Below are 12,649 nucleotides of genomic sequence, written 5' to 3' on the forward strand. Positions count from 1 at the left end.
GCCGGGCCCGCACCGGTCCGGGACCTGCGCTGATTCGCCGAAAAGGACGTACTGTCACACTAGTTCGTTAAAGGATTCCCACCCTCGAATACCTGTGTTAGCGTGCCGCCGCCAGCTTCTCTCATCGCCGAGAAAGTGAGGTCGGGCCATGGAGGGCGCATTCTCCCGACGGGGATTCCTGGGCACCGCCGGTGCGGCGGCGGCCGGGGTGTCCGCCGGCTCGACGGGTACGGTGGCCGCGGCCGGTGCGCACCGGGAGCCGCCGGAGGGGCGGTCGGTCCGGCCGGGCGATCCCCGCTACCGGACGCTCGGCCAGGGCTTCAACCAGCGCTGGCGCAGCAACCCCGCCTACATCCGCCTGGTGGTCGACGAGGCGGACGCCGTGGGCGAGTTGAACCGGGCGCTGGACCACGGGCTGCGGCCGACCGTCCGCGGCGGCGGGCACTGTTACGAGGGCTTCGTCGACAACGACGGGGGCGTCATCCTCGACCTCGGCATGATGCGGGGTGTCGCCGCCGCCACGGACAAGTTCGGCCACCCGACGTACTGCGTGGAGGGCGGGGCCACCAACTGGGACGTCTACACCACGCTCTTCCGCGCGTACGCGGTGACGCTGCCGGCCGGGTCCTGCTACTCGGTCGGCGCGGGCGGGCACATCTGCGGCGGCGGGTTCGGCCTGCTCTCGCGGCGGCACGGGCTCACCGTGGACCACCTGGTCCAGGTCGACGTGGTCACCGTGCGGGGCGGAACCGCCGTGGTGACCAGGGCGCACCGCGACGACGGCGAGGGCTCCCCGGAGGCGGACCTCTTCTGGGCCCACACCGGGGGCGGCGGCGGGAACTTCGGGGTGGTGCTGCGCTACCACTTCGCGGTCGGCGTGCCGAAGCCGCCGCCCCGGGTCTGGCTCAGCAGCGTCGCCTGGCCCTGGGGCGAACTGGTGAAGCGGCCCGGCGACTTCGAGACCCTGGTGCGCAACTTCGGCGCCTTCATGGCCGAGCACAGCGGCCCGCAGGAGCCGACCTACCAGGGCCTGTTCGCGATCCTCAAGCTCACCCACCGCTCCAACGGGAACGTCGTCCTGGTGAGCCAGTGGGACGGTGACGACCCGGCGCCGCTCGACGCGTTCCTGGCGGCCGTCGAGCGCGGGATGGCGACGCGTTCGGTGGTCCAGACCCACAGCGCCGGCGGGCTGTTCCTGCCCTACCCGGAGAAGCGTCGCCAACTGCCCTGGTTCCAGGCCACCATGACGCTCAACCCGTCGGGCGACAACCAGCGCGGCAAGTACAAGTCGGCCTACCACCGCGAGCCGTTCAGCCGGGCCCAGATCGCCACCTTCTGGGACTGGCTGGTGCGGGACGTCGAGGGCGTGGATCTCACGAAGACGCTGGTGCAGATCGACTCCTACGGCTGCCGGATCAACACCCGCGGGCCCGAGGAGACCGCCGTCCCCCAGCGCGACTCGATCATGAAGCTCCAGTACCAGACGTACTGGACCGACGAGGCCCAGGACGCCGACCACCTGGCGTACCTCGGCGGGCTCTACCGGGACGTCTACCGGGAGACCGGTGGTGTCCCGGAGATCGACACCGCGACGGACGGCGCCTACGTCAACTACCCGGACGTCGACCTGGGCACGGCCGACCAGCCGGACCCGGCCTACCAGCGGCTCTACTACAAGGGGAACTACCCGCGGTTGCAGCGCACCAAGGCGTACTGGGACGGCGCGGGGGTGTTCCACCACGCTCAGTCGATCACCCTCCCCGGGGCCTGACCGGGAGGGGGCCCGCCACCGGATGCGCGAGCCGCCGCAGGGGCGCAGGGTCGAGGTATGAGCGGAGTGGTCGTGCTGGTCGAGCTGGAGTCGTCCACGGAGGTGCTGGACGCGGGCGAGGTCGACGTGGGCGCGCGGATTCGCTGGGTGCACGCGGCGCCGCCGGATCCGGACGTGCCGGAGGATCCGGGGCCGGTGACCTACTGCGGCCTCGACACGGCGGACCTCGAACGGGAGCCCTACCGCCCGGCCGGGCCCGGCGAGCCCTGGTACCCGCCGTCCCAGCGCACCCGGCGGTGCCGAGCCTGCGAGACGGTGCTCAAGGCGCCCTGAACGGGCTCGCGGAGCGCGTCCGGTTCCACCACCGGCCGCGCCCGGGGTGCGTCGGCCCGCTCGACCGTCCGGCCCGCCCGGACGGACGGACCGGACGGGCCACCCCTACGCGGCCGGCTTCGCCGCCTCTTCGACGATCCGCCCGTCACGCAGCTCGATCACCCGGTCGGCGAGCTCCATCAGCGTCGGGTCGTGGGTGGCGACCACCACGGTGACGCCCTCGCTGCGGACGACGGCGCGCAGCAGCTGCATGATCGAGCGGCCGGTCTCCGAGTCCAGCTGGCCGGTCGGCTCGTCGGCGATGATCAGGCCGGGCTCGTTGGCCAGCGCGCGGGCGATGGCGACGCGCTGCTGCTGGCCGCCGGAGAGCTCGCCGGGTCGCTGGTTGGCCTGGTCGGCGAGGCCGACCAGGGCCAACAGGGTGTGCGCGCGCTCCTCGCGTTCGGCGGCCGAGACCTTGCGCAGCCGCATCGGCACGCCGACGTTCTCGGCGGCGGTGAGCATCGGGATCAGCCCGAAGGACTGGAAGACGAAGCCGATTCGCTCCCGCCGCAGGGCGAGCCGGCCGTCCTCGTTCAGCGCGGCGAGGTCGGTGCCGTCCAGGGCGATGCTGCCGGCGGTCGGGGCGTCCAGGCCGCCGACGAGGTTGAGCAGGGTGGTCTTGCCGGAGCCGGACCGGCCCTTGAGCGCGGCGAGTTCGCCGCGGCCGACGGTGAAGGAGACGCCGCGCAGCGCGTGCACGGTCCGCTCGCCGGTGCCGAAGCTGCGCCGGAGGTCGGTCACGGCCACCATCGGGGTGTTGGTGGTGGCGGTGGCCTGAGGCTGCGTCATTGAGGCTTCCCCCTGTGTGTGTCTACCCAGTGTCTACGGACGGGCGGCGCCACGGGTTCACGGTTTCGGGCGGCGATTTCCGGGGTGCGGGTCGGCGTTCCCAAAGGCGTGCTGTGGAGCCTTAGTTGTGAAATGTTCATGGCATTCTGGCGGGCGCCCGAAGTGGGGGAGTCGCCAATGCAAGGAATTTGCTCATTACTTACTTGTTAGCGCAAGTCCCTTCCGTTCCTGGATCGAATCTGACAGAGTCGTCCGCTATCCGGTGATCAAATGCCGGTGATCATTGCGTCGATGTGCCCTAAGTGTGTCTGTTCGTAGCCGAGTTGTGACCAAATCGGATCGATGGACCGGGCTGGGACGCAACCTGGGGACGTAAAGACCGGGGAGGAACTTGATGCTCGGCTTCGTCGTGCGCCGACTGCGTGGGCGACTGCCGCTGGCTGCCGCCGTGCTGCTCGCAGTGCTGATCACCACGGCCGTGCTGACCGCGCTGGTGGCGTTCAACCGCAGTGTCGGCGAGGCCGGTCTGCGGCAGGCGCTCCAGGGGACAGGCCACGCCCGGACCACGGTCGTGGTGACCGCCGAACACGGGCTCGACCAGCGTGCGAAGGACGAGGCGGAGCTCGCCGCCTACCGCGGCAGGCTCTTCGGAGACCTGCCCGTGCGCACCGACAGCCTGCTGCGCAGCCGCTCCTACGGCTTGCCGGACGGCGCCGGTACTACCGGCACTACCAGGACCAGCGGTACTACCGGGACCAGCGGCGCCACCAGCACCAGCGGCGCCCCCGGGTCCGCGGTCCCCGGAGTCGGGGCCCAGCCCGACCTGACGGTCCTCGCCGACCTCGACCGCGACCGGACCCACCTGCTCGCCGGCGCGTGGCCCGCCGCGGCCTCCGGCCCGGTCCGGACCGCCGCCCCGCAGGTCGCCGTCCCGCAGACCATGCTGGCCCGGCTCGGCCTCACCGACCAGGCCCTGCCCGCCGATGTGCAGCTGGCGGACCGCCTCGACGGCAAGCCGCTGACTGTCCGCGTCACCGGCGTCTACCGGGCCGTCGACCCGGCCGACGCGTACTGGCGCATCGACCCGGTCCGCGGTCACGAGGTGGAGGTCAGCGGCTTCACCACCTACGGCCCGATGCTGGTCGACCAGAGCGCCTTCACCACCGCCGGATTGGTGCAGAGCAGCCGCAGCTGGCTGCTCGACGCCGACTTCACGGGCATCGGCCAGTCCTCGGCGGAGGCCATGGGCGACCGCGCCCAGGGCCTCGCCGATGACCTGCAGTCCCGCGCCAGCATCGGCTCAAGGACCGAACTGCCCGACATCCTGCGCGAGTTGTCCTCCAGCATGATGGTCGCCCGGACCACCCTGCTGATCGGCGCCCTCCAGCTGGCCGTGCTCGCCGTCGCGGCGCTGCTGCTGGTCGTCAACCTGATCGCGACCCGGCAGACGGCCGAGAACGAGCTGCTCGCCGCCCGCGGCGCCTCCGGCGCCCGGCTCGGCTTCTTCACCGCGACGGAGTCGCTGCTGCTCGCCCTGCCCGCCGCGCTGCTGGCCCCCCTGCTGACTCCGTTCCTGGTCCGCGCCCTGGCCGGCTTCGGGAGCGACCACCAGGTGCCCCTGGACACCGGCATCAGCTGGTCGCTCTGGCCGATCGCCGTGCTCTGCGCCTTCGCCTGCGTCCTGCTGGCCAGCCTGCCCAGCCTTCTGAGCGGGGCCGGAGCCGCCCTGCGCAGTCGCTCCGGCCGCCGCCAGGCCCTGGTCTCCGGCGTCGCGCGCAACGGCGGCGACCTCGTCGTGCTCGCCCTGGCCGTGCTCGCCTACCAGCAGCTCAGCCAGTACGGCGGTGGGCTGTCCACCGACTCCTCCGGCCGGCTCGGCGTGGACCTGCTGCTGGTCGCCACCCCGACCCTGGCGCTCTGCGCCGGCACCCTGGTGGTGCTGCGCCTGCTGCCGCTCGCCGCCCGGCTCGGCGCCCGGGTGGCCGCCCGCGGCCGCGGCCTCGGCCCGGCCCTGGTGGGCTGGCAGCTGGCCCGTCGGCCCGCCCGCGCCACCGGCCCCGTGCTGCTGCTCGTGATGGCCGTGGCCACCGGCGTGCTGGCGCTCGGCCAGCACGCCACCTGGACCGCCTCCCAGCGTGACCAGGCCGCCTTCAACACGCTCGGCGGCCTGCGGATCTCCGCCTCGCACAACGCCCTGATGGGCCAGGGCGGCCGCTACGGCGCGCTGCCCGGCGGTGACCGGATCGTCCCGGTGGTGCGCGAGGACCAGTCCCTGCCCAACGGCAAGGGCCAACTGCTCGCCGTGGACACCTCCGCCTTCGCCGAGCGCGTCCCGGTCCGCGCCGACCTGCTCGGCGGGCGCACCCGCGAGGACCTGTTCGGGTCGCTCGCCCAGCCCGCCCCCACCGGGCCGCCGGCCGGCCTGGAACTGCCCGGCCACCCGCTGCGGATCGACGCGGAGGTCACCGTCCAGCAGCCGGAGCAGCAGGCCGGGACGCCCGGCGGCAGTACCCGTCCGTCGCTTCACCCGGAGGCCAGGTTGCTGCTGCGCGACCGCTTCGGCATGATCCACAAGGTCTCGCTGGGCACGCTCCCGCTGACCGGTGACGCCAAGGTCTCGGCCTCGCTGACCACGCTGGTCGACGCCCCGCTCGGCTCGGCCGCCGCGCCGTTGACCGTGGTCGGCGTGATCGTCGCCTTCGGCGACCGGTCCAACGGCGAGCTGACCGTCCACCGGCTGTCCGTCTCCGACAGCGCCGACGGCCCCGCGACCGCCGTCCAGGTGCCGGCCGGCTTCGGCTGGACGGCGACGGCGCCCCCCGTCCGGGCCGTCGGCGACGTGGTGCCCGGGCCGGCCGCCGTCCTCGGATCCGAACCGACCGGCGCCGACCGCTTGTTCACCATCCGCTACCGCTTCGCCAACGGCCTCGGCGACATGGTCCGCGCCGTGCTCCAGCCGACCGGGACGAGCGTGCCGGACACCGTGTCCGGGATCGCCACCCGCGACTACCTGAAGGTCGTCGGCGGCTCCGTCGGCGACACCATCCAGGTGCCGTTCTCCGGGATCGTCCTGCCGGTCAAGATCACCGCCGTGGTCGATGCCCTGCCGGCGGCCGGCCCCAACGCGCTCATGGTCGACCTCTCCACCACGGCCCGGCTGCTGGCCGCACAGGGCGGCGAACTGCCCAACCGCGCCGAGTGGTGGCTGCCCGCCACCGGCCCCGGCGACCGGACCCCCGCGGAGGCCGCCGCCGCCCTGCGCGCCGCCCCCGGCGCCCAGGACGTCCAGCTCTACGAGGAGACCGCCGAGGCCCTCCTCAGCGACCCGGTCGGCGCCGCCCCGCAGAGCGCGCTCATGGTCATCGCGGTCGTCACCGGGGTGCTCGCCGCGATCGGCTTCGGCGCCGCCGTGGCCGCCTCCGCCCGCGAACGCTCCCGGGACTCCGCCCTGCTGCTCGCCCTGGGCGCCCGCCGCAAGCAGGTGACCCGCACCATGGCCGCCGAACAGGCCCTCCTGGTCGCCCTCGGCGGGGCCGTCGGGCTGGGCCTCGGCACGCTGCTCGTCCACCTGATCGTGCCGTTCGTCGTGCTGACGCCGGCCGCCCGCCGCCCGACGCCCGGGGCGCTGATCGAGCTGCCGTTCGGCCAGGCCCTGCTGCTCACGGCCGCGATCGCCGTCGTTCCCCTGCTCTCGGCCTTCCTGATCGGACGCCGCCGTCGAGACGTGGCCGCCCGGCTGCGCCACGTGGAGGAGATGTGACCACCAAGGCCGGCACCACCGTGCCCACCCCTTCGCCCGAGCCCGAGCCCGAGCCCGCGCCCGCCCACGGCCCCGCGCCCTGGGTCCGCACCCGGCTCCGCGCGACGCCGCTGGCCACCCTGCTCATGGCGGCGCTCGCCTTCGTCACCGTGTTCATGGCGGCGGCCTTCCCCCGCGTCGTCGACCGGAGCGCGGACAGCGCCCTGCGGGACTTCGTGCACCAGAAGGGCGTCAACGCGACCAGCCTGCAGGCCACCTCCGAGCCGAACCTGAGCGACCCGGCCTCCGCCCTCGACGACGTGCAGCAGAAGCTGACCGCGGAGATCGGCCGGAACTTGCCGCTCACCGAGACCAGCCAGCTCTACGGCAGCCGGGCCAAGTCCCCGCGCAAGATGTTCAACGAGGGCTACGCCCGTGTCTCCGACCATCCGCCGGTGCTCGGCCTGCTGTACCTGCACGGGCTCAAGGAGCTCGTGACCCTCACCGACGGCGTCTGGCCGGGCCCTGCGGCCGAGGGCGCACCCCTGCCGATGATCATCAGCCAGAAGGCCGCCGAGACCATCGGCGTCAAGCTCGGTGACGTCGTCGACAACGGCAGCGACCTGACCGGCCGGACCCGGTCCACCGTGGTCGGCTTCTACCGCGTCAACAACCCCACCGACCCGACCTGGGACGACGTGGGCTGTCCCGCCCGCGCCTGCCTGGAGGGCCAGGGCGCGGAGCTCCACTGGGCGACCACCGGTTTCGTCACCGACAGCGGCCTGCACCAGCTGATCCTCTGGGGCAACGGCGGCGTGAACTTCTGGCGGCTGCCCGTCGACTCCGCCGCCCTGCGCGCCGACCAGCTGGCCGAGACCCGCGCCACCGTCGGCTCCTTCCTGGTCGGGCGCGGCGCCACCACCCTCGCCGACGTGACCAAGCGCCCGGACCTGCACGTCACCTCGCTCCTGCCCGACATCTTCACCCGGGCCACCGCCCGCTACGACGCCGCGGCCCCGCTGGCCGCGATCGGACCGGCCGGAGTGGCCGGGGTGGCCGTCGTGGTGCTGTGCCTCGCGGCGGCCCTCACCGCCGACCGGCGCACCGCCGAGCTCCGGCTGCTCCAGGCCCGCGGCGGCTCGCGCGGCGGCATCCTGCTGCGCCTGCTCGGCGAGGGGGCGGCGACCGTGCTGCCCTCCGCCCTGCTCGGAACGGCCCTCGCCCTGGTGCTGCTGCCCACCCCCCGGTGGGGCAACGCCCTGCTCACAGCCCTGGCCGTCGCCCTGATCGCCGTGCTGGCCTTCCCGGCGCGCGCCGCCGTACTGCTGTCCCCGCCGAAGGCCGTGGCCGGCTGGCGCCGACTCGTCGGCGAACTCGCCGTCCTGGCCGTCACCGCCGCGGCCGTGGCCGAGGTCCGCCGCCGCGGCGTCGCCCCCGGCAACAGCCTGGACCCGCTGCTGGTGGCCGCCCCGCTGATGCTCGCCCTCACCGGCGGCCTGCTGCTGGCCCGGATCCAGCCGCTGGTGGTCGGCTGGCTGGCCGCCCTCGCCGGGCGCGGCCGCGGCCTGATCGGCTTCCTCGGCCTGGCCCGTGCCGCCCGCGACAGCTCGGGCCGCCGCCGGCCCTCCGCGCTGCCGCTGCTCGCCCTGGTGATCGCCGTCACCACGACCGGCTTCGGGGCCACCGTGCTCGACACCGTGGACAGCGTCCGGCTGCGCGCCGCCCGGATCACCACCGGCGGCGACGCCTCCGTCTCCCTCCCGGTCTACGCCACCCTGCCGGAGGCGTTCACCACGGCCGCCGCCGAACTGCCGGGCGTGCGGGCCGCGACCGGGGTCTGGGTCGAGCCCGGGGCCTCCTTCATCGGCACTGGCGGCGACCGCACCGCGGCCATCCTCGTGGTGGCCGAGCCGAAGGCCTACGCCGAGATCGCCCGGACCTTCGGGGTGGGCGAGTTCGACCCGGCGGCGCTCGCCGGGACCCCGGGCGGCCCGGACAGCCCGGTGCCGGCGCTGTTCAGCAGCGGCCTGTCCAAGCAGCTGACCGACGGCCCGGCCCGGCTGCGCACCCCGAACGGGGGCGAACTGCGCGCCACCGTCGCCGGGATCGTCACCGGCACCCCCGCCCTGCCCGACCCGGGCAAGCCGTTCATGGTCGTGCCCGTCGGGCCCGCCTCCGAGCGCCTTCCGGAGCTCAAGCGGACCAACAAGTGGCTCTCCGTCGGCGACGTCGACGCCGGCCAGGTCAGGAACCTGCTGCTGGACCAGGGCCTGACCACCGCCACGGGCCTCGCCAAGCTGATCCGGGACGAGGCCGTGGCCGCCGGCAAGGGCGCCTACGGGCTGCCCCCCGGGTACACGGTCCGCAGCAGCCACGAGGTGGCCGCCACGCTCGCCGCCGACCCGCTGCAGCGCTCCGCGGAACGCCTGTTCTGGTACTCGGGTGCGGCCGGCGCCGGGTTCGCCCTGCTCGCCGTCCTGCTGACCCTGGTGCGGGCCGCCCCCGAGCGCACGGCCCTGCTGGCCCGACTGCGCACCATGGGCCTGCGGCCCCGGCAGGGGCTGGCGCTGATCATCGCCGAGACGCTGCCGCAGACCCTGGTGGCGGCCGTCGGCGGCGGGCTGGTCGCGCTGGCGGCGGTCGGACTGCTCGGCCCGGCCTTCGACCTGTCGGCGCTGGTCGGCGCCAACGTCGGCGACGCGCTGGCCCCCGTCCTGCTGCCGGTGCTGCTGCCCACGGCGGGCCTGGCGCTGGTGGTCTGCCTCGGGGTGGTCCTGGAGACGGCCGTCTCCGGCCGGCGCCAGATCGCCACCGAACTGCGGGCGGGGGACCAGCGGTGAGGGCGGGAGGAGCGGTACGGGCCGTGACACCGGCGCCGGCCGCCGGAACAGTGGGGACCGTCAAGGTCGTCGAGATATTCAGGACCGTCAGGACCGTCAGGACCTTCAGGACCGCCAGGACCTCTAGGACAGTCGAGACAGGAGACGAGCGGTGAAGACCACTCCCCAGGAGCAGCCGGTCGCCGAGGCCCCCAGCTTGCAGGAGCTCCGGCAGCGGGCCCTCGCCGCCGCCTCGCCCAAGGCGTACGGCGAGGGCGCGGCCATCGTCTGCGACCGGCTGGTGCGGATCTTCAGCGCCGAGGGCGTCGAGGTCCAGGCGTTGCAGGGATTGGAGCTGACCATCCAGCAGGGCGACCTGGTCGCCCTGGTCGGGGCCTCCGGCAGCGGCAAGTCCACCCTGCTGACCATCCTGGCCGGGCTCGACGTGCCGACCGCCGGAAGCGCCACCGTCGCCGGCTGCGACCTGCTGGAGATGTCCGCCCGGGAGCGGCTGCGCTACCGGCGCGAGGTGGTCGGCTTCATCTGGCAGCAGACCGCCCGCAACCTGCTGCCCTTCCTCACCGCCGCCGAGAACATCGCCCTGCCGATGCAGCTGCGCGGGCGCCGGGCCGGGGCCGGGCGGGCCAAGCAGCAGGCCGACCGGGTGGCCGAGCTGATGGAGGCGCTGGAGATCGGCGACCTCGCCCACCGCCGCCCCAACGAGCTCTCCGGCGGCCAGCAGCAGCGGGTCGCGATCGCGGTGGCGATGGCCAACAACCCGCCGGTGCTGCTCGCCGACGAGCCCACCGGCGAACTGGACTCCGAGACCGCGGGGGTGATCTTCGAGTCCTTCCGCACCGTCAACCGCGAACTCGGCGCCACCGTCGTCATCGTCACCCACGACCCGATGGTCGCGGGCGAGGTGCGCCGCACGGTCGCCATCCGGGACGGCCGGACCAGCAGCGAGGTGCTGCGCCGCACCGTCACGGACGAGCACGGCGAGGAGTCGGTCAACGAGCGCGAGTACGTGATGCTGGACCGCACCGGGCGGGTGCAGCTGCCGGTCAAGTTCCTGGAGGCGCTCGGGATGGAGCACCGGGTGGCGGTCGACCTCGCGGCCGACCACATCGAGGTCCGTCCGGACGACATCGCCGGGCACTGACGTGGGGGAGGGGCGGCGGCCGGCGGGTCCGTCAGCTGTCGCCGCCCATCCGCTGGAAGAGCCCGCTGCCTTCGGCGTCCGTGCGCAGGTCGGGTGCGTCCTCACCGGCGCGCTCGCCCCGGGCGGTGGCGGTGCAGAGGGCGAAGACGAGCACTGCACTGGCCGCGACGGCGAGGATTCCGAGTGCGGTCAGGACGCGAAGCCAGGTCAAGGAAGTGCCTCCTGGGGACGGTGCGGAGGAACGCCGCCGGGGTTGTATCGGCAGTTCGGTCCGCACGGTCGAGTGTCCACAGGCGGTTCTTCCCGTCGTCCGCCGCGCGAGAGGTCGCCCGCGCGGGCGCTCGAAGCATCGGTAGGGCGCGTCACACTCCCTCGCGCGCCCCTGCGGGGGTGACGGCCCGGCCCTCCGAGGACGTGGCCAACGCCCGCAGCGCGTCGAGGTCCGGCTTCCCCGCCCCGGTCAGCGGGATCCCCGGCAGCACCAGGACGGAGTCCGGCGCGCACCGCGGCCCGACCCGCTCCCGGGCCCAGCGGCGCAGTTCCTCCGCCGTCGCCCGCGATCCCGGCCCGGTGACCACGGCCGCGTGCACCCGTTCCAGCCGGTCCGGACCGGCCGTCGCGAACATCACCGCCTCCCGCACCTCCGGGTGCGCGCGCAGCGGCTCCTCGACGTCCCGGGGGAAGACGTTGTGCCCGTCCACGATCGCCATCGGGCGGCGCCCGGCCACCGTCAGATAGCCGGCCGCGTCCAGGCTGCCCAGATCGCCGGTGTGCAGCCAGCCGTCCCGCAGCACCCGGGCGGTCAGCTCGGGGTCGCGCCAGTAGCCGACCATCGCCGTCGGGGTGCGGACGCAGATCTCCCCGGTCCGGCCCGCCGGCAGCACCGTCCCGTCCTCGTCCACGATCCGCACCTCGGTGTCCGGGAACGGGCGCCCGGCCGTCGCCAGCAGTCGCGGGTCCAGGTGCTCGTCCGGGCCCAGCCTGGTCACCGGCCCGCACTCCGTCAGGCTGTACGTCTGGTGCAGCACCCGGCCCAGCCGCCGCGTAGCCTCCGCCAACCGGCGCGGCGACGGCGGACAGCCGGTGTACGTGACGCGGCGCAGGCTGCCGGTGTCGGCCGCGCGCAGCAGCGGATGGTCCAGCACGCGGTAGAGCAGGTGCGGCGGCAGGTACACCCGGGAGACCCGGAACCGCTCGATCGCCGCCAGCACCGCCTCGGCGGCGAAGGCCTCCTGCAACACCACCGTGCCGCCCGCCGCCAGCGCCAGATCCGCGGTCGTACCGCCGCCGTGGCACAGCTCCGTACAGAGTAGGAACGTCGAACCGGACAGCAGCGCCGGCCGCGGCGGCCGGGCGAACCGGCGCAGCACCCCCTTCGGCCGGCCCGTCGTCCCGCCGGTGAACCGCACCGCCATCACGTCCTCCGGGCGGAACCGCGGGGCCAGCGGCTCCGGCGAGCAGGACGCGGCCGACGCCGGCAGGTCCACCCCGAGCGCCGACGGCCCCAGCGCGAACAGGCCGGCCGAGGGCAGCGCCCGCGCAATCCCCTCGGCGGCGGCCCGGCAGCGGTCCGGATCGAAGACCAGCGCCGACGTCCCGGCGAACCCGGCCAGCGCCACCGACTCCCCGACCGGGCCGTCCGGATGCGGCATCGCGACCCGGCAGCCCAGCAGGTTCGCGGCCAACCGCACCAGCACCGCCTCCGGCCGGTTCCCGGCCAGCACCGTCACCCCGTCCCCGCGCCCGAGCCCGGCACCCGCCAGCGCCCGCGCCGTCCGGTACACCCCGTCCAGACACTCCCGGGCGGTCAGCGCCTCCTCCCCCCAGCGGATCGCCACCCGCCCCGGATCCCGCTCCAGCCCCGCCAACACCAGCCCGGTGTACGTCGGCCCCGACTCCGCCATGCTGCGGCCTCCTGTCTGATGGGACGTCAGCTTAGGGCGGGTGCGGTGGCGCAGTGGTGCGGGGATCCCGGGTGCAGGGGCCGCTGCCGG

8 protein-coding genes are annotated in these 12,649 nt (G+C 74.4%); 5 read left to right on the top strand and 3 right to left on the bottom strand.

Translation table 11 applies throughout. From position 1 onward, the window contains the following. Positions 1-148 precede the first annotated feature (148 nt). Both AB0R04_RS20615 and AB0R04_RS20620 read left to right on the top strand, forming a co-directional pair. Positions 149-1,771 carry an FAD-binding protein gene (locus tag AB0R04_RS20615; protein ID WP_363373082.1) on the top strand — a complete coding sequence of 541 codons (1,623 nt, stop codon included), beginning with the start codon at positions 149-151 and terminating at the stop codon, positions 1,769-1,771. 57 nt (positions 1,772-1,828) lie between these two features. Continuing rightward, positions 1,829-2,104: a hypothetical protein gene (locus AB0R04_RS20620; RefSeq protein WP_363373084.1), complete on the top strand. Its 276-nt coding sequence runs from the start codon at positions 1,829-1,831 to the stop codon at positions 2,102-2,104. A gap of 105 nt (positions 2,105-2,209) precedes the next feature. Here AB0R04_RS20620 and AB0R04_RS20625 read toward each other — a convergent pair whose 3' ends face one another. Further along, on the bottom strand, positions 2,210-2,935 hold the full coding sequence (locus tag AB0R04_RS20625) for an ABC transporter ATP-binding protein (protein ID WP_363373087.1): 726 nt from the start codon (positions 2,933-2,935) through the stop codon (positions 2,210-2,212). A gap of 394 nt (positions 2,936-3,329) precedes the next feature. On the opposite strand from AB0R04_RS20625, the gene AB0R04_RS20630 reads away from it, so the two are divergent. The 3 genes from AB0R04_RS20630 to AB0R04_RS20640 all read left to right on the top strand — a co-directional run bounded on the left by AB0R04_RS20630 (position 3,330) and on the right by AB0R04_RS20640 (position 10,655). Beyond that, positions 3,330-6,695: an FtsX-like permease family protein gene (locus AB0R04_RS20630; RefSeq protein WP_363373089.1), complete on the top strand. Its 3,366-nt coding sequence runs from the start codon at positions 3,330-3,332 to the stop codon at positions 6,693-6,695. Continuing rightward, entirely contained in the window at positions 6,692-9,514 is a 2,823-nt protein-coding gene (locus AB0R04_RS20635; protein WP_363373091.1) for a hypothetical protein, read from the top strand. Before AB0R04_RS20630 ends, AB0R04_RS20635 begins: the two co-directional genes overlap by 4 nt. Positions 9,515-9,665: 151 nt before the next feature. After that, positions 9,666-10,655, top strand: a complete 990-nt coding sequence (locus AB0R04_RS20640) for an ABC transporter ATP-binding protein (RefSeq protein ID WP_208869032.1) — start codon at positions 9,666-9,668, stop codon at positions 10,653-10,655. 31 nt (positions 10,656-10,686) lie between these two features. On the opposite strand, the gene AB0R04_RS20645 is transcribed toward AB0R04_RS20640, so the two are convergent. Together AB0R04_RS20645 and AB0R04_RS20650 are read right to left on the bottom strand one after the other, a co-directional pair. Next, positions 10,687-10,866 (bottom strand): hypothetical protein, encoded by a 180-nt coding sequence (locus AB0R04_RS20645; protein WP_363373094.1) that lies wholly within the window; start codon positions 10,864-10,866, stop codon positions 10,687-10,689. A 151-nt stretch (positions 10,867-11,017) separates the two neighbouring features. Further along, a complete protein-coding gene (locus tag AB0R04_RS20650) occupies positions 11,018-12,559 on the bottom strand; it encodes an AMP-binding protein (protein WP_363373095.1) in 1,542 nt (513 codons plus the stop codon). Positions 12,560-12,649: the final 90 nt, after the last annotated feature.

Origin of the sequence: Kitasatospora sp. NPDC056731, assembly GCF_040687675.1 — a bacterium.
Taxonomy (GTDB): Bacteria; Actinomycetota; Actinomycetes; order Streptomycetales; family Streptomycetaceae; genus Kitasatospora.

Excerpts from the sequence above, each read along its gene's own strand:
- AB0R04_RS20615 (WP_363373082.1), top strand. The coding sequence starts at position 149 with ATGGAGGGCGCATTCTCCCGACGGGGATTCCTGGGCACCGCCGGTGCG.
- AB0R04_RS20625 (WP_363373087.1), bottom strand. The coding sequence starts at position 2,935 with ATGACGCAGCCTCAGGCCACCGCCACCACCAACACCCCGATGGTGGCC.
- AB0R04_RS20650 (WP_363373095.1), bottom strand. The coding sequence starts at position 12,559 with ATGGCGGAGTCGGGGCCGACGTACACCGGGCTGGTGTTGGCGGGGCTG.
- AB0R04_RS20630 (WP_363373089.1), top strand. The coding sequence starts at position 3,330 with ATGCTCGGCTTCGTCGTGCGCCGACTGCGTGGGCGACTGCCGCTGGCT.
- AB0R04_RS20620 (WP_363373084.1), top strand. The coding sequence starts at position 1,829 with ATGAGCGGAGTGGTCGTGCTGGTCGAGCTGGAGTCGTCCACGGAGGTG.